Origin of the sequence: Paenibacillus sp. IHB B 3415, assembly GCF_000802655.2 — a bacterium.
GTDB lineage: Bacteria > Bacillota > Bacilli > Paenibacillales > Paenibacillaceae > Paenibacillus_AQ > Paenibacillus_AQ phytohabitans.
The window spans coordinates 50442-65836 of sequence record NZ_JUEI01000024.1 but is presented as its reverse complement, the minus strand read 5'-3'; the positions used below and the strand labels follow the sequence as shown (position 1 = coordinate 65836).

Sequence of the window (15395 nt, the reverse complement as noted above, 5' to 3'; positions counted from 1 at the left end):
TTCATCGGAGTTATCCACATTTTTTTGCATTGTATAATTTCCTAAACAACTAAAAAAGCTCCCGGCCATAAAGGCCAGGAGCTTGAGTTCCTTGATAACAAGGAGACAGATATTAACGTTTCGAGAACTGTGGAGCACGACGAGCGGCTTTGAGGCCGTATTTCTTACGTTCCTTCATACGTGGGTCACGAGTCAGGAAGCCAGCTTTCTTCAGCGCACCGCGATATTCAGGGTCCACTTTGAGCAATGCACGGGAGATACCGTGACGAATTGCTCCAGCTTGACCGGAAATGCCGCCACCATGTGCAAGAACGATTACATCGTAGTTGCCCAGATTTTCAGTCAGGTTCAAAGGTTGTCTTACGATCATCTTCAGTGTTTCCACACCGAAATATTCGTCCATCTCACGTTTGTTAATGACAATGCGTCCTTCACCCGGTACAAGGCGAACACGTGCTACCGAATGTTTACGACGACCTGTCCCATAGTATTGTACTTGTGCCATGAAACTGTCCTCCTCTATTCTTATCCGCGAAGTTCGTAAACTTCAGGTTTTTGTGCTGCATGTGGATGTTCAGCGCCTGCATATACTTTGAGTCTCAGCTTCATGTGATCCCCTTGACGAGTCTTAGGAATCATGCCATGAACTGCGAATTCAATTATACGCTCAGGTTTGGTTTTGATCAGTTCTTCTGCAACAGTGACTTTCAAACCACCTGGGTGCATCGAGTGACGGTAGTATTTCTTGTTCTGCATTTTCTTACCGGTCAAGTGAATCTTCTCAGCGTTGATAACAATTACGAAATCTCCAGTATCAACATGTGGAGTGAATTGCGGTTTGTGTTTGCCACGGATTAGAGCAGCGGCTTCGCTTGCCAAACGACCAAGTGTTTTGCCTTCGGCATCAATGATGTGCCAATTGCGTTCAACTTCGTTTGGCTTCGCCATGTAGGTGGTACGCATGAATGTTTCCTCCTTGTTCTCGTACGAAAATCATCTGTTTCGTATATCTTGTTTCTCATTGGATTACAATTATGTGAGTTAAGAAAAGCTTGTTTGTTGGCATTTCCTTGATCGGGGCTGTGGGATAGCCATCAAGAAAACACAACTTTTATATTACAGCATAAACATGACAAGTGCAAGTGATTTTTAATTATTCAAACGCTATTTTTCAGAAATAAAAAGTGTGCTGAACGTTTAACTCTCATTCTCGTCATATTCTACACTCCAGAGTGCCAAACCCTTAGACACAGCCGTAGGTCCGGCAGCTGCGCGGTCACATGCCGCAAGAATTACAGGGATTCTATCCGCGCTGATCTTGCCTTGCCCCACTTGCATCAGCGTGCCCATAATTATGCGTACCATATGCTGCAGGAAGCCACTGCCTGTAATATACGTATGGATAACTCCCTGATCGGAAGACCCGGGCCGGCACATGCTGCGGTCCACCTCAAGACGTGCTTCAAATATCGTGCGCACATGTGAAGTCTTGGTAGACTTTCTGGACGCAAATGAAGTGTAATCATGGGTGCCCAGCAGCCCTGCCAACCCCTGTTCCATCGCCGGAATATCCAGCTTCATCGGATGATGATGCTGCCAGCGCCGCTGGAACGGGTCCGGGAACCGGTTGCCGTTAATCGTGTACCGGTAGGTTTTACGCTTCGCTCCTCTACGGGAGTGGAAAGAGAGCGGAACCTCCCAGGCCTCGGTAACCACGATATCCTGCGGAAGCCTGGCGTTCAGAGCCAGACACCAGCGTTCGAGCGGAATCTGGGAAGAGGTTATGAAATTAAAAGGTTGGCCATAAGCGTGCACTCCTGCGTCTGTCCGTCCTGAGCCCGTTATCTTGAGCGTCTCACCGGTCAGATGAAGAATGGCATGCTCCAGCTTGTCCTGAATCGTATTGCCCTGAGGCTGGGTCTGAAAGCCATCATAATGGGTACCGTCATAATTGACTTTCATCAATAGATTGCGCATTTCATTCTCCTGTTAGTCCATAGGTTTTTCTGTTTCATAAAAAAAGAGCCCCGGCGGGAGCTCCTTCTACTCTATACAAGGTGATTCCCGCGGTTAATTGCACGGCAGGGTCAAAAATGCCCTGCAGTACAATAACGTTAAATACGTAATGCGTACATCCGGAAATCATGCTTGTGAAACTACGCGCGGTCTACCAGTTCAAGATAAACCATAGGCGCAGCATCGCCACGGCGAGGTCCCAGCTTCAGGATACGAGTGTATCCGCCTGGACGCTCAGTGTAACGAGGAGCAATATCAGAGAACAATTTTTGGATTGCATCTTGTTCACCGTCTACAGTCTCGCGACGAACAAATGCTGCTACTTGACGGCGAGCATGAAGATCGCCCTTTTTCGCTTTTGTGATCAGTTTCTCAGCGATGGAACGAACTTCCTTCGCTTTGGCTTCTGTTGTCTGGATGCGTTCGTATAGGAACAGATCCGTTACCATATCGCGGAATAGTGCTTTGCGCGCGCTGGAATCACGGCCCAATTTTTGGTATGCCATTTGTTTTCCCTCCTTCACTCAAGTCTCAAGAAACCCTATAACTATTCTTCTGTACGAAGACCCAAACCAAGTTCCTCAAGCTTCTCTTGAACTTCTTCCAAAGATTTGCGGCCCAGGTTACGGACCTTCATCATATCTTCTTCAGTTTTCGTAGTCAGCTCTTGCACGGTATTAATACCGGCACGTTTGAGGCAGTTGTAGGAACGGACAGAAAGATCAAGCTCTTCGATGGTCATCTCGAGTACTTTTTCTTTTTTGTCTTCTTCTTTTTCAACCATAATTTCGGCGTCTTTCGCTTCGTCCGTAAGACCTACGAACAGAACGAGGTGCTCGTTCAAAATTTTGGCTCCAAGACTAACGGCTTCTTCCGGTCTGATGCTGCCATCCGTCCAAATTTCAAGCGTCAATTTGTCGTAGTTAGTCACTTGACCAACACGGGTATTATCAATACCATAATTCACGCGGGAAATAGGAGTGTAGATGGAGTCAACTGGAATAACACCGATTGGCTGATCGTCGCGTTTGTTCCGGTCCGCTTGGACGTAGCCGCGACCACGGCCTGCAAAAATGCGCATGTGTAGTCTCGCTCCAGGTCCCAGCGTTGCAATATGAAGATCCGGGTTCAGGATCTCAACATCGCTATCCGCACGAATATCACCTGCGGTAACGATGCCTTCTCCTTCAGCATCAATCTCGAACACTTTCTCTTCATCCGAATGAATCTTCAGAGACAGAGCTTTAAGGTTCAGGATGATTTCCGTCACATCTTCCATTACGCCGGGAACGGTCGAGAACTCATGCAGAACGCCGTCAATTTGGACCGAAGTCACTGCGGCTCCCGGAAGGGAGGAAAGCAAGATCCGGCGAAGCGAATTCCCCAGAGTCGTGCCATATCCACGTTCCAGCGGTTCAATTACGAATTTCCCATAGGTTCCATCATCATTGGCTTCTACGGTCTCAATCTTCGGCTTTTCGATTTCTATCACGAGTGTACCCCTCCTTCAAACGTCGCTCCTATATGAAACAGTCACCCCATCAGGTGTATCATGTAGTATGCCTAAACACCTATTATTAGCAGATGCGTCAGAATTATACCACAATCACAATTCTGATTTTACTAAACGCGGCGACGCTTCGGCGGACGGCATCCATTGTGAGGAACCGGAGTAACGTCTTTAATGAGGTTTACTTCAAGGCCAGCGGCCTGAAGGGAACGGATGGCTGCTTCGCGGCCCGCGCCCGGTCCTTTAACCATAACTTCAACGGACTTCATGCCGTGTTCCATAGCTGCTTTAGCAGCAGATTCGGCTGCCATTTGCGCTGCAAATGGAGTCGATTTACGGGAACCTTTGAATCCTTGACCGCCGGAGCTTGCCCAGGAAATTGCATTTCCGTGAGGGTCCGTGATCGTAACGATAGTGTTATTGAACGTGGAACGGATATGTGCCACGCCAGACTCGATATTTTTCCGGTCGCGACGTTTCGTACGTACGACTTTTTTCGGTTTAGCCATTGTCTCTTATCACCTCTTCTTATTTCTTTTTGTTTGCTACCGTACGACGCGGGCCTTTACGGGTACGGGCATTTGTTTTGGTACGTTGACCGCGAACAGGCAATCCACGACGGTGACGAACACCGCGGTAACAGCCGATCTCAGTAAGACGTTTAATATTCAAGGAAATTTCACGACGAAGGTCACCTTCAACCTTAACTTGCTTGTCGATCGTTTCACGCAGTTTGCTGACTTCATCTTCCGTCAAATCACGGACACGTGTGTTAACGTCAATGCCTGTTTCATTAAGAATTTTCTGGGAAGTCGTTTTACCGATTCCGAAAATATAAGTCAAGGCGATCTCAACGCGCTTATCACGTGGCAAATCCACTCCAGCTATACGAGCCATTTTACGCTACACCCCCTTCTTAACCTTGTTTTTGTTTGTGTTTCGGATTTTCGCAAATTACCATAACAGTCCCTTTGCGGCGGATGACTTTGCATTTTTCGCAAATGGGCTTTACAGAAGGTCTTACCTTCATGTTAATTACCTCCTCAAAGTTTTGCGAAGCAAAACTTTTGTTGTAGTTCCCATCTATTTACGGTAAGTTATACGGCCTTTTGATAAATCATAAGGCGATAACTGCACGACCACTTTGTCTCCGGTTAGGATACGGATAAAGTGCATCCGCAATTTCCCGGACACATGGGCAAGTATTTGATGACCGTTCTCAAGCTCAACCTTAAACGTTGCGTTAGGCAACGGCTCAATGACCGTTCCTTCTACCTCAATGACATCTTCCTTAGCCACAGTTAGTCTCCTTTCTCATTAGCACTTTTTCCAGCTGGTTCCCCATACTTCATCACTGCGAACCGCAGCTTTCCGTTGGTTACCCGGCCGGTTTCTTCCAAACTATCTACAATCTCACTGCTGATGAAGGGTATGAGCTCCAAGTGCTGAATATTCTTCTTCTTTGGACTATCAAACTTGCGTTTGTCCCCGTCAGCAATATATACAAATCTGCTATCAACAACTGCGATAACAACGGCAGCCTCTCCGGCATCCTTGCCTTTGAGAATTCTCACGATTTGACCAATCTGCGGGCTGCTCCCAGTATTCACGTGAAGATCACCTACGCATTCAGTTTTGTGAAAATCTCCATGCCGTCCGGTGTAACTGCTACTGTATGCTCAAAGTGAGCGCATAGTGAACCGTCTACCGTAACGACTGTCCAGTTATCTTCCAGCGTTCTGACATATCTGTCCCCAGCGTTAACCATCGGCTCAATCGCGAGTACCATACCCGGCTTCAGACGTGGTCCGCGGTCCGCTATGCCATAGTTCGGAATTTGCGGTTCTTCATGCAGTTCTGCCCCAATGCCATGACCAACATACTCGCGGACAACGGAGAAGCCGGCGTCCTCGATGTACTGCTGGATTGCATGGGAGATTGTAAACAAGCGCACATCCGGTTTGACTAACGCCAGTCCTGCGTACAAGGAGCCTTCCGTGACGTCCAGCAGACGCTGAGCCTCTTCAGAAATGCTGCCCACCCCGTAGGTCCAGGCGGAATCACCGTGATAACCGCGGTACTCTGCACCGATATCCAGCGTAACAATATCGCCTTCTACCAGTTTGCGTTTACCTGGAAATCCATGCACCAATTGTTCGTTGACTGAAGCGCAAATGCTGGCAGGAAAACCGTTGTAACCTTTGAAAGACGGCACAGCACCTTGACTACGGATGTATTGATCGGCGATTCTGTCGAGTTCTGCAGTTGTAATACCAGGCTCTATAGCCTCAGCAATACGGCGGTGACTCTCGGCAACAATTCGTCCAGCTTCCCTCATAAAGGCAAGTTCCTGTTCGGATTTACAAATGATCATTACATTAACCCCGCAATAAAGACACGATTTCGGAAGAAACGACATTGATTTCGTTTTCTCCGTTTACCTGACGCAAAAGACCTTTATCGTCATAAAATGCAAGCAGCGGCGCTGTTTTGTTATCATACTCATCCAGACGCTTGCCAACACTCTCTTCGTTGTCATCCGGACGCTGATACAATTGACCGCCATCAATGTCGCAGATGCCATCTTGCTTCGGCGGGTTGAAAATTAAATGGTAGGATGTTCCGCAAGTGCTGCAGATCCGGCGTCCTGTAAGGCGCGCCATCAGCAGTCCGCGGTCCACATTCAAGTTGATTACGTGATCCAATGAAGTGCCGAGGCGGCTAAGGATTTCTCCCAGCGCTTCCGCTTGCGAAAGGGTTCTTGGAAAGCCATCCAATAAAAAACCTTTTTCGCAATCGGACTGCTGCAGCCGTTCTTCAACGATTCCAATAGTCACATCATCAGGTACAAGCAAGCCTTGCTCCGTGTAAGATTTAGCTTTCAGCCCGATTGGAGTTCCCTGCTTGATCGCCAAGCGGAAAGCATCTCCAGTCGAAATATGCGGAATACCAAGTTCCTTCACTACTACAGCGGCTTGTGTTCCCTTGCCTGCCCCAGGAGGGCCCATGAATAAAATGTTCACGATTCTCTTCTCCCCCCAAAAGTTCGCCACCAAGCAAGAAACAGCACAATAGGTACCGGGAAGTTTAAAGCCCTAGGTACTTCACCGGAACCTATCGCCTATTTATTGATGAAGCCTTTGTAATGGCGTTTGATCAATTGGCTCTCGATCTGCTTCATAGTATCCAATGCCACACCGATTACGATCAGGAGAGCAGTGCCGCCGATCTGTACTTGCTTCGGCAGACCGGACAGTGAACCAAACAATACTGGCAGCACAGAAATGAGTGATAGGAACAACGCACCGGACATAGTCAGACGCGACATTACTCTAGTCAAATATTTCTCTGTAGCCTTGCCTGGACGAATCCCCGGAATGTATCCGCCATTCTTTTTCATATTATCAGCCATTTGCTGCGGATTCATCTGGACAAACGTATAGAAGAACGTAAATCCAATGATCATGATTACATAAAGAACCATGCCGAGCGGCTTCGTATGATCCAGATTCTGGGAAACCCATTTGGCCCAAGCGAGATGTGGCCAGATACTTGCGATAACGATCGGGAATTGAAGCAGTGAAACGGCGAAGATAACCGGAATTACACCAGCCGCATTAATTTTAAGCGGAATGTGCGTATTCTGTCCACCGTACATTTTGTTACCGACTACGCGTTTGGCATATTGTACAGGGATCTTACGGATACCTTGTTGAACAAAGATAACCCCGACAATAATCGCAACAACCACAATCAGTACAATAACGACTTTAAGAATATTCAGGAACATCTGATCCGGCTGAATAAAGCTTGATTGAGCCGTAGTAGTGATATATCCCGGAAAGGCGGCGACGATTCCCGCAAAAATTAGGATGGAAATCCCGTTTCCTATACCCTTTTCAGTGATCTGCTCACCTAACCACATCAGGAACGATGTACCTGCCGTCAGTATGATCGCAATGAGCAGGTAATCCGCAAAGGTTGCATTTGGAATCATCTCAGTGCCATAAATCCGGTTAAACCCGATAGATGTGGCAAACGCTTGAATCAAACCTAGCACTACAGTGCCGTAACGCGTAATTTGCGCCAGTTGTTTTTTCCCGTGCTCCCCTTGCTTAGCCCATTCGGCAAACTTAGGGATAACATCCATCGAGAGCAATTGCACTATGATGGATGCTGTAATGTACGGGTAAATACTGATCGCAAAAATCGAGAAGTTTTTGAGCGCTCCGCCCGAGAAGGTGTTCAAAAGACCCATCAAAGCGTCTCCGCCCTGATTTGTTGATTCCAGTACTTCTTTGTTCACACCGGGAACCGGTACAAACGAACCGATGCGGTAAATGATCAGAACGAACAGGGTAAACAGGATCTTTTTGCGCAAATCTTCAACATGCCATATATTCTTAAGCGTCTTGAACATTAGATCACCTCGGTTTTACCGCCGGCAGCTTCGATTTTCTCTACCGCAGATTGAGAGAACTTATTTGCTTGTACAGTCAATTTAACAGCCAGTTCGCCGTTGCCGAGAATCTTAATGCCGCTCTTAGTGTTGCTGACAACACCAGTTTCAAGCAACAGTTGTGGAGTCACTTCTGTTCCTTCAGCAAAGCTATTCAGATCTTCCAGGTTCACAATCGCGTACTCTTTACGGGTAGGATTGATGAAACCACGTTTAGGCAGACGACGATAGAGTGGATTTTGTCCACCCTCGAAGCCTGGACGCACACCACCGCCGGAACGGGAGTTTTGACCTTTGTGACCGCGGCCCGAAGTTTTACCGTTCCCGCTACTTGGACCACGACCAACGCGGTTGCGTTCTTTGCGTGAACCAGGAGCTGGAGCAAGTTCATGTAACTTCATCGTTTGCACCTCCTTATGTTTGTTAATTTATGCGAGGCAATTAGCCTTCAATTTCAGTAACGGATAGCAAGTGACTCACTTTGTTGATCATTCCGCGAATTGCAGGAGTGTCGTTGTGAACCACGGACGAGTTGGTTTTGCGCAGGCCGAGCGTCTTAACAGTAACACGTTGTGTTTCTGGACGTCCGATCACACTGCGTACGAGGGTAATTTGCAATTTTGCCATTGACGTTCCCCTCCTTAACCGCGTAATTCTTCGACAGATTTGCCGCGAAGCTTCGCGACCTCTTCAATGCGTTTCAGACGGGAAAGTCCCTCTAAAGTAGCATTGACCATGTTCATGGAATTCGAAGAACCCAAAGATTTTGTCAAGATGTCGCCAACGCCTGCCAATTCAAGTACCGCACGAACTGGACCACCAGCGATAACGCCGGTACCTTCGGATGCTGGTTTCAGCAGAACGCGTCCTGCGCCGAAATGCCCAGTAACCAAGTGAGGAATCGAAGTTCCTACGATTGGAATGTGGATCAGGTTTTTCTTGGCGTCTTCAATGCCTTTACGGATGGCATCCGGAACTTCGCCGGCTTTACCGATACCTGCACCGACATAGCCGTTGCCGTCGCCCACAACAACAAGTGCGCTAAAGCTGAAACGGCGTCCGCCTTTTACAACTTTTGCAACACGGTTAATGTGCACAACTCTTTCTGTCAGTTCTAAACTGTTCGGATCTACACGCAAGTCGTTAACCTCCTTTTAAGAAATATTCTAGAATTCAAGACCAGCTTCGCGTGCTGCGTTAGCCAAAGCCTGAATCCGTCCATGGTACAAGTATCCACCGCGGTCAAATACAACCACTGCATAACCTTTTTCTTTAGCGCGCTCAGCGATCAATTGACCCACTTTACCTGCAGCTTCAACGCTGCCGCCATTTCCGATTGTTGCACTCAATTCTTTATCCAGTGTGGAGGCAGCTACGATAGTAACGCCTGTCACGTCATCGATCAATTGAGCGTAGATGTGTTTCGAAGAACGGAACACGTTCAAACGTGGACGCTCAGTAGTACCCTGGATCTTCTTACGAACACGCAGGTGTCTTTTGAGACGAGCCTTGTTTTTATCCTCTTTTGTAATCATGACTTCCCTTTCACTCCCTTCAGTTTGCCGTAAACAGCTTCACTTTAAGATGCACGGGGTATCTTACAATTAAGGTAGAGCTGGTTATTTCTTCTTACCAGCTTTACCTTCCTTGCGGATGATACGCTCGCCTTCATATTTGATACCTTTACCTTTGTACGGCTCTGGTTCACGTACGGAACGGATTTTGGCAGCATAAGCGCCTACACGTTCTTTATCGATACCTCTAACGATGATCTTCGTGTTCGCAGGAACATCGAACTCGATACCCGCTTCCGGTGTAATTTCAACCGGGTGGGAGTAACCAACGTTCAGTACGATTTTATCTCCGGATTTGCTTGCACGATATCCGACCCCAACCAGCTCCAGAGATTTCGAGAAACCTTCAGTCACACCACTCACCATGTTGTTGACAACGGAGCGGGTTGTGCCGTGAAGTGAACGATGCAATTTGTTGTCCGACGGGCGAACAACAGTGATTTCGTTATTTTCAACTGTAATCTTCATGTCTTTATGAAGCTCACGAGTCAAAGTGCCTTTAGGACCTTTTACTGTAATAACGGTGTTGTCCAAAGTGACATCTACACCGCTAGGTACTGCGATTGGTTTGCGACCAATACGAGACATGTGTTGCACCTCCTTATCTTGTGACGTTTATTACCAAATGTAGCAGACAACTTCTCCGCCGGATTTTGATTGACGAGCTTCTTTGTCGGTCATAACTCCCTTAGATGTGGAGATAATCGCGATTCCCAGACCACCGAGTACACGAGGCACTTCATTGCTCTTCGTGTAAACGCGAAGACCTGGTTTACTGATTCTTTTCAGACCAGAGATAACGCGCTCCTGGTTCGGGCCGTATTTCAAGAAAATACGGATAATCCCTTGTTTGCTATCTTCAACGAATTCAGCATCACGGATGAAACCTTCACGTTTCAAGATGTCCGCGATTTGTTTCTTCATAGTAGAAGCAGGCATTTCTACTGTCTCGTGACGCACAGTGTTGGCGTTACGAATACGAGTAAGCATATCTGCAATAGGATCAGACATAGTCATGTGTGTAAACCTCCTTCCCGTTTATAAACTTCTTACCAACTTGCTTTTTTCACGCCAGGAATCTGGCCTTTATAAGCTAATTCACGGAAACAAATTCTGCAAATTTTGAACTTTTGCAATACCGAATGTGGACGACCGCAACGCTCGCAACGTGTATATGCACGTACTTTGAACTTAGGCTCGCGTTGTTGTTTAACTTTCATTGAAGTCTTTGCCACTTAGACTGACACCTCCTAAACATTTTCGGAGAAATGGATGATTCTTATTTTGTGAAAGGCATTCCCAGCTGATTCAGCAGCTCACGGGATTCCTCGTCCGTCTTTGCAGTCGTTACAATAACGATGTCCATACCGCGGACTTTATCCACTTTGTCATATTCGATTTCCGGGAAGATCAATTGCTCTTTAAGACCCAGTGTGTAGTTACCACGGCCATCAAAGGCTTTGTTGGAAATACCACGGAAGTCACGTACGCGTGGAAGCGTTACGTTGATCAATTTATCCAGGAAGTAATACATACGCTCGCCGCGCAGTGTTACTTTAACCCCGATCGGCATATTTTCGCGCAGTTTGAAACCGGCGATGGATTTCTTTGCTTTAGTGATAACTGGCTTTTGACCAGTGATCAATTGCATGTCATTAACTGCAGCATCAAGTACTTTGGAGTTTTGAACAGCGTCACCCACACCCATGTTGATGACGATCTTCTCGATCTTAGGCACTTGCATAACAGTAGTATAGTTAAACTTCTGCATCAGAGCAGGTGTAATTTCATTCAGAAAACGTTCTTTCATTCTTGCTGCCATGAAGATTTACCTCCTTTCTTTAGGACTGTATTAGTCGATAATCTCTCCGGATCGTTTTGCTACCCGAACCTTCTTACCGTTATCGAGCACTTTGTAGCCAATACGTGTTACTTTACCGCTCTTCGGATCGATGTGCATTACGTTGGACACATGAATCGAAGCTTCTTGCTCGATGATTCCACCCTGTGGATTCAACTGGTTCGGCTTCTGGTGTTTTTTCACCATGTTCACGCCTTCTACCAGGACGCGGTTTTCACGAGGATAAGCAGCGATGACACGGCCTTTTTTACCTTTGTCTTTCCCGCTGATCACAAGTACCACATCATCTTTCTTCACGTGCAGTTTATTGTTATGGGATTCCAGAACTTTTTTCACTCTAGGCATTTATTACACCTCCTATAACTGACCTTTTCAATTAAAACCGAGACCGGCTCGATTTATTAGATTACTTCCGGTGCCAAGGAAACGATCTTCATGTAGTCCTTGTCGCGAAGTTCGCGAGCAACTGGTCCGAAGATACGTGTTCCGCGCGGGCTTCTGTCGTCTTTTACAACAACAGCTGCGTTTTCGTCGAATGCGATGTAAGATCCATCTTTACGGCGTACAGAACGTTTCGTACGAACAACTACCGCTTTAACAACATCACCCTTTTTGACAACGCCGCCTGGTGTTGCTTGTTTAACGGAACAAACGATCAAATCGCCGATTGCTGCTGTACGGCGTCCAGTACCACCTAGTACGCGGATACACATCAGTTCCTTCGCACCAGAGTTGTCAGCCACATGCAAACGTGTAAATGGTTGAATCATTATTAATTTCCTCCTTCCGGAAAGGGTTCAGCTTCGTATTAGATGATTACCGCTTTTTCTACCACTTCAACCAGTCTCCACCGTTTGTCTTTGGACAATGGACGAGTTTCCATGACTTTCACGACATCACCAATTTTAGCTACATTCTCTTCATCATGTGCCTTGAATTTCTTCGTGGACTTGATGCGTTTGTGATACAGATTGTGCTTTTTATAGGTTTCAACAGCAATTACGATGGTTTTATCCATTTTATCACTGACTACTTTACCGGTCAGCACTTTACGTGCATTACGTTCTTCGCTCATAGTTAGCCTCCTTCCTGATTACGGATTAAGAATCCGCGGTCACTTAACTGATCCCAAGTACTCTTTGATGGATAACGGTTTTAGCACGAGCTATTTCCTTGCGCACGTCACGAATCCGAGTCGGGTTATCCAGTTGGCCAGTTGCCAATTGAAAACGGAGATTGAAAAGTTCTTCTTTGAATCCAGCGATCTTTTGTTCAATCTCGGCAGTGGTTAAGTTGCGAAGTTCATTAGCTTTCATTTGCTTCACCACCCAATTCTTCACGTTTCACAAACTTAGTCTTTACAGGCAGCTTGTGAGCGGCAAGACGCATCGCTTCACGAGCGATTTCTTCCGACACGCCTCCGAGTTCGAACATAATCTTGCCCGGTTTAACTACGGCTACCCACTTCTCAACGTTACCTTTACCACTACCCATACGAACCTCGAGAGGCTTCTGAGTAATAGGCTTATCTGGGAAAATCTTGATCCATACTTGACCGCCACGTTTGATGTAACGTGTCATTGCGATACGGGCAGCTTCGATCTGACGGTTAGTGATCCACGATGGTTCCAGTGCCTGCAAACCATATTCGCCGAAGTTCAATTCTGTACCGCCTTTTGCCATACCCTTCATGTGACCGCGTTGTTGCTTGCGGTGTTTAACGCGTTTTGGTACCAACATGATTAGTTGCCTCCTTCCTGAGCAGCTTGTTTCTTAGCTGGGGGAAGAACTTCTCCACGGTAGATCCATACTTTTACGCCGATCAGGCCGTAAGTTGTATGTGCTTCAGCTGTTCCGTAATCGATATCAGCACGAAGCGTATGAAGTGGAACTGTTCCTTCGCTATAACCTTCTGAACGGGCAATCTCAGCGCCGCCAAGACGTCCGCCTACTTGAGTTTTAATTCCCTTTGCGCCTGAACGCATAGTTCTCTGAATAGCTTGTTTCAGTGCACGACGGAACGATACGCGACGTTCCAATTGTTGTGCAATGCTTTCTGCAACCAGAATTGCATCCAGTTCAGGGTGTTTAATTTCATTGATGTTGATGTGTACTTTTTTGCCACCGGCGATAGTTGTAACTGCGCTGCGAAGTACTTCTACTTCTGCTCCGCCTTTACCAATTACCATACCAGGTTTAGCAGTGTGAATTGTAACGTTCACGCGGCTTGCCGCTCTTTCGATTTCAATGCGGGAAACAGCGGAATCCTTCAACTTGCCTTTAAGGTATTCCCGGATTTTGACGTCTTCCATTAAAAGAGTACCGAAATCTTTGCCTGCATACCATTTAGATTCCCAATCGCGAATAATACCGACTCGGAGTCCGACTGGATTTACCTTTTGACCCACGTGTTATCCCTCCTTATTTCTCAGATACCACCAAAGTAATGTGGCTGGTACGTTTGTTAATCCGGCTTGCGCGGCCCATGGCGCGCGGACGGAAACGTTTCATAGTTGGACCCTGGTTAACGAAAACTTCGCTTACGAACAAGCTGTTCACGTCCAAAGAGTAGTTATGCTCAGCGTTCGCAATCGCCGAGTTCAGTAGCTTCTCAACAACCGGAGAAGCGGATTTCGGAGTGTGGCGAAGAATTGCAATTGCTTCCCCCACTTGCTTGCCGCGAATCAAGTCAACAACCAGTTTCGCTTTACGAGCGGAAATCCGCACCGATCTTGCATGTGCTTTTGCTTCCATTGTTTTCCCTCCTCTCAAACGAAGACGTTAATTATCTTCTGGTTTTCTTATCGTCACCCGCGTGGCCTTTGTAAGTACGTGTTGGCGCGAACTCGCCCAACTTGTGACCTACCATATCTTCTGTTACGTATACAGGCACGTGTTTGCGGCCGTCATATACACCAAACGTATGTCCGATAAACTGAGGGAAAATGGTTGAGCGACGGGACCAAGTTTTAACTACAACTTTCTTATCTGCCTCGTTTAAATCCTCAACTTTTTTCAGCAGGTAGCCATCAATAAACGGCCCCTTCTTTAAACTGCGACCCATGTGTGAATCCTCCCTTCATCCGGTTCTTCAAACCGCGAATCGACGCTTCGCGCTAGCCTAACTTGCCAGAAGCGTCTTATTTTGTGCGGCGACGAACGATATATTTATCAGATGCTTTGTTTTTCTTACGCGTTTTGTAGCCGAGGGTTGGTTTACCCCAAGGTGACATTGGCGATTTACGTCCGATTGGAGCACGGCCTTCACCACCACCGTGTGGGTGATCGTTAGGGTTCATGACAACACCGCGAACTTCAGGACGACGTCCCAGCCAGCGGCTGCGTCCGGCTTTACCAATCTTGATCAATTCATGATCTTCGTTACCTACGGATCCGATGGTTGCGCGGCATACGCTGAGGATTCTGCGAACTTCGCCGGAGTTCAAACGAACGGATACGTATTTTTCTTCTTTACCCAGCAACTGAGCTTCAGTACCAGCAGCACGAACCAACTGTCCGCCTTTACCTGGTTTCAACTCGATGTTGTGGATAATTGTACCTACCGGGATGTTGATCAGCGGAAGGCTGTTACCAATTTTGATGTCCGCAGCAGGGCCGGACTCAACTTTATCCCCAACTTTAAGGCCTTTAGGAGCGATAATATAACGTTTCTCTCCATCAGCATAGTGGATCAAAGCAATATTGGAAGTACGGTTCGGGTCATACTCGATTGTAGCAACGCTACCTGGTATGCCGTCTTTAGTCCGTTTGAAGTCGATGATACGGTATTTACGTTTGTGTCCGCCGCCGTGGTGACGAACCGTAATTTTACCTTGGTTGTTGCGTCCCGCATGTTTGAACAGCGGAGAAAGCAACGATTTCTCTGGCTGGTTTGTTGTGATTTCTTCAAACGTAGACACAGACATGTTGCGTCTTGCCGGAGAGGTCGGTTTGTACTTTTTGATTGGCACTATA

Annotated in this window: 30 protein-coding genes; all 30 read right to left on the bottom strand. The window is 47.0% G+C overall.

What is annotated here, in order from left to right:
* Window positions 1-112 precede the first annotated feature (112 nt).
* Entirely contained in the window at window positions 113-505 is a 393-nt protein-coding gene (gene rpsI / locus QW71_RS13540; protein ID WP_039298720.1) for a 30S ribosomal protein S9, read from the bottom strand.
* 20 nt (window positions 506-525) lie between these two features.
* Window positions 526-963 carry a 50S ribosomal protein L13 gene (rplM, locus tag QW71_RS13535; protein ID WP_039298716.1) on the bottom strand — a complete coding sequence of 146 codons (438 nt, stop codon included), beginning with the start codon at window positions 961-963 and terminating at the stop codon, window positions 526-528.
* Between the two features lie 234 nt (window positions 964-1197).
* A complete protein-coding gene (gene truA, locus QW71_RS13530; protein WP_039298714.1) occupies window positions 1198-1977 on the bottom strand; it encodes a tRNA pseudouridine(38-40) synthase TruA in 780 nt (259 codons plus the stop codon).
* Between the two features lie 179 nt (window positions 1978-2156).
* Complete coding sequence (rplQ, locus tag QW71_RS13525; protein WP_019908254.1) at window positions 2157-2522, bottom strand: 50S ribosomal protein L17; 366 nt, start codon at window positions 2520-2522, stop codon at window positions 2157-2159.
* Between the two features lie 41 nt (window positions 2523-2563).
* A complete protein-coding gene (locus QW71_RS13520; protein ID WP_039298711.1) occupies window positions 2564-3508 on the bottom strand; it encodes a DNA-directed RNA polymerase subunit alpha in 945 nt (314 codons plus the stop codon).
* Window positions 3509-3639: 131 nt separating this feature from the next.
* Window positions 3640-4035 (bottom strand): 30S ribosomal protein S11, encoded by a 396-nt coding sequence (rpsK, locus tag QW71_RS13515; RefSeq protein ID WP_019908251.1) that lies wholly within the window; start codon window positions 4033-4035, stop codon window positions 3640-3642.
* 19 nt (window positions 4036-4054) lie between these two features.
* Window positions 4055-4423, bottom strand: coding sequence for a 30S ribosomal protein S13 (gene rpsM, locus QW71_RS13510; RefSeq protein ID WP_025706577.1), 369 nt, complete (start codon window positions 4421-4423; stop codon window positions 4055-4057).
* A 19-nt stretch (window positions 4424-4442) separates the two neighbouring features.
* The gene (gene rpmJ / locus QW71_RS13505; protein WP_003322638.1) at window positions 4443-4556 is read right to left on the bottom strand and encodes a 50S ribosomal protein L36; all 114 of its coding nucleotides are present in this window, start codon (window positions 4554-4556) and stop codon (window positions 4443-4445) included.
* 53 nt (window positions 4557-4609) lie between these two features.
* Window positions 4610-4825 (bottom strand): translation initiation factor IF-1, encoded by a 216-nt coding sequence (gene infA / locus QW71_RS13500; protein WP_018753971.1) that lies wholly within the window; start codon window positions 4823-4825, stop codon window positions 4610-4612.
* Window positions 4826-4827: 2 nt separating this feature from the next.
* Complete coding sequence (locus QW71_RS13495; protein WP_039298678.1) at window positions 4828-5136, bottom strand: KOW domain-containing RNA-binding protein; 309 nt, start codon at window positions 5134-5136, stop codon at window positions 4828-4830.
* A gap of 11 nt (window positions 5137-5147) precedes the next feature.
* Window positions 5148-5900: a type I methionyl aminopeptidase gene (gene map, locus QW71_RS13490; protein ID WP_039298675.1), complete on the bottom strand. Its 753-nt coding sequence runs from the start codon at window positions 5898-5900 to the stop codon at window positions 5148-5150.
* 4 nt (window positions 5901-5904) lie between these two features.
* The gene (locus QW71_RS13485; protein ID WP_039298670.1) at window positions 5905-6549 is read right to left on the bottom strand and encodes an adenylate kinase; all 645 of its coding nucleotides are present in this window, start codon (window positions 6547-6549) and stop codon (window positions 5905-5907) included.
* Window positions 6550-6647: 98 nt separating this feature from the next.
* Window positions 6648-7946: a preprotein translocase subunit SecY gene (gene secY, locus QW71_RS13480; protein ID WP_039298668.1), complete on the bottom strand. Its 1299-nt coding sequence runs from the start codon at window positions 7944-7946 to the stop codon at window positions 6648-6650.
* Complete coding sequence (rplO, locus tag QW71_RS13475) at window positions 7946-8386, bottom strand: 50S ribosomal protein L15 (RefSeq protein WP_039298666.1); 441 nt, start codon at window positions 8384-8386, stop codon at window positions 7946-7948. Before rplO ends, secY begins: the two co-directional genes overlap by 1 nt.
* A gap of 40 nt (window positions 8387-8426) precedes the next feature.
* Window positions 8427-8612, bottom strand: a complete 186-nt coding sequence (gene rpmD, locus QW71_RS13470) for a 50S ribosomal protein L30 (protein WP_019908243.1) — start codon at window positions 8610-8612, stop codon at window positions 8427-8429.
* Window positions 8613-8626: 14 nt separating this feature from the next.
* A complete protein-coding gene (rpsE, locus tag QW71_RS13465) occupies window positions 8627-9124 on the bottom strand; it encodes a 30S ribosomal protein S5 (protein ID WP_036652980.1) in 498 nt (165 codons plus the stop codon).
* A 27-nt stretch (window positions 9125-9151) separates the two neighbouring features.
* Window positions 9152-9520, bottom strand: a complete 369-nt coding sequence (gene rplR / locus QW71_RS13460; protein WP_039298660.1) for a 50S ribosomal protein L18 — start codon at window positions 9518-9520, stop codon at window positions 9152-9154.
* A gap of 84 nt (window positions 9521-9604) precedes the next feature.
* A complete protein-coding gene (gene rplF, locus QW71_RS13455) occupies window positions 9605-10147 on the bottom strand; it encodes a 50S ribosomal protein L6 (RefSeq protein WP_036692405.1) in 543 nt (180 codons plus the stop codon).
* Between the two features lie 30 nt (window positions 10148-10177).
* Window positions 10178-10576, bottom strand: coding sequence for a 30S ribosomal protein S8 (rpsH, locus tag QW71_RS13450; RefSeq protein ID WP_019908239.1), 399 nt, complete (start codon window positions 10574-10576; stop codon window positions 10178-10180).
* Between the two features lie 32 nt (window positions 10577-10608).
* Window positions 10609-10794, bottom strand: a complete 186-nt coding sequence (locus QW71_RS38970; protein ID WP_036589425.1) for a type Z 30S ribosomal protein S14 — start codon at window positions 10792-10794, stop codon at window positions 10609-10611.
* Window positions 10795-10838: 44 nt separating this feature from the next.
* Window positions 10839-11381 (bottom strand): 50S ribosomal protein L5, encoded by a 543-nt coding sequence (rplE, locus tag QW71_RS13445; protein WP_039298657.1) that lies wholly within the window; start codon window positions 11379-11381, stop codon window positions 10839-10841.
* Between the two features lie 30 nt (window positions 11382-11411).
* Window positions 11412-11765: a 50S ribosomal protein L24 gene (gene rplX / locus QW71_RS13440; RefSeq protein ID WP_019908235.1), complete on the bottom strand. Its 354-nt coding sequence runs from the start codon at window positions 11763-11765 to the stop codon at window positions 11412-11414.
* 56 nt (window positions 11766-11821) lie between these two features.
* A complete protein-coding gene (rplN, locus tag QW71_RS13435; protein ID WP_019908234.1) occupies window positions 11822-12190 on the bottom strand; it encodes a 50S ribosomal protein L14 in 369 nt (122 codons plus the stop codon).
* Window positions 12191-12228: 38 nt separating this feature from the next.
* A complete protein-coding gene (gene rpsQ, locus QW71_RS13430) occupies window positions 12229-12495 on the bottom strand; it encodes a 30S ribosomal protein S17 (RefSeq protein ID WP_039298654.1) in 267 nt (88 codons plus the stop codon).
* 43 nt (window positions 12496-12538) lie between these two features.
* Window positions 12539-12736 (bottom strand): 50S ribosomal protein L29, encoded by a 198-nt coding sequence (gene rpmC, locus QW71_RS13425; protein WP_019908232.1) that lies wholly within the window; start codon window positions 12734-12736, stop codon window positions 12539-12541.
* Window positions 12726-13160, bottom strand: coding sequence for a 50S ribosomal protein L16 (gene rplP / locus QW71_RS13420; protein WP_039298647.1), 435 nt, complete (start codon window positions 13158-13160; stop codon window positions 12726-12728). The genes rpmC and rplP overlap by 11 nt, the downstream gene beginning before the upstream one ends.
* Before the next feature lie 2 nt (window positions 13161-13162).
* The gene (rpsC, locus tag QW71_RS13415; protein WP_039298645.1) at window positions 13163-13828 is read right to left on the bottom strand and encodes a 30S ribosomal protein S3; all 666 of its coding nucleotides are present in this window, start codon (window positions 13826-13828) and stop codon (window positions 13163-13165) included.
* Window positions 13829-13841: 13 nt separating this feature from the next.
* Entirely contained in the window at window positions 13842-14174 is a 333-nt protein-coding gene (rplV, locus tag QW71_RS13410; protein WP_036680546.1) for a 50S ribosomal protein L22, read from the bottom strand.
* Between the two features lie 31 nt (window positions 14175-14205).
* Window positions 14206-14484, bottom strand: a complete 279-nt coding sequence (gene rpsS, locus QW71_RS13405) for a 30S ribosomal protein S19 (protein ID WP_039298640.1) — start codon at window positions 14482-14484, stop codon at window positions 14206-14208.
* Window positions 14485-14560: 76 nt separating this feature from the next.
* The gene (rplB, locus tag QW71_RS13400; protein WP_039298637.1) at window positions 14561-15391 is read right to left on the bottom strand and encodes a 50S ribosomal protein L2; all 831 of its coding nucleotides are present in this window, start codon (window positions 15389-15391) and stop codon (window positions 14561-14563) included.
* Window positions 15392-15395: the final 4 nt, after the last annotated feature.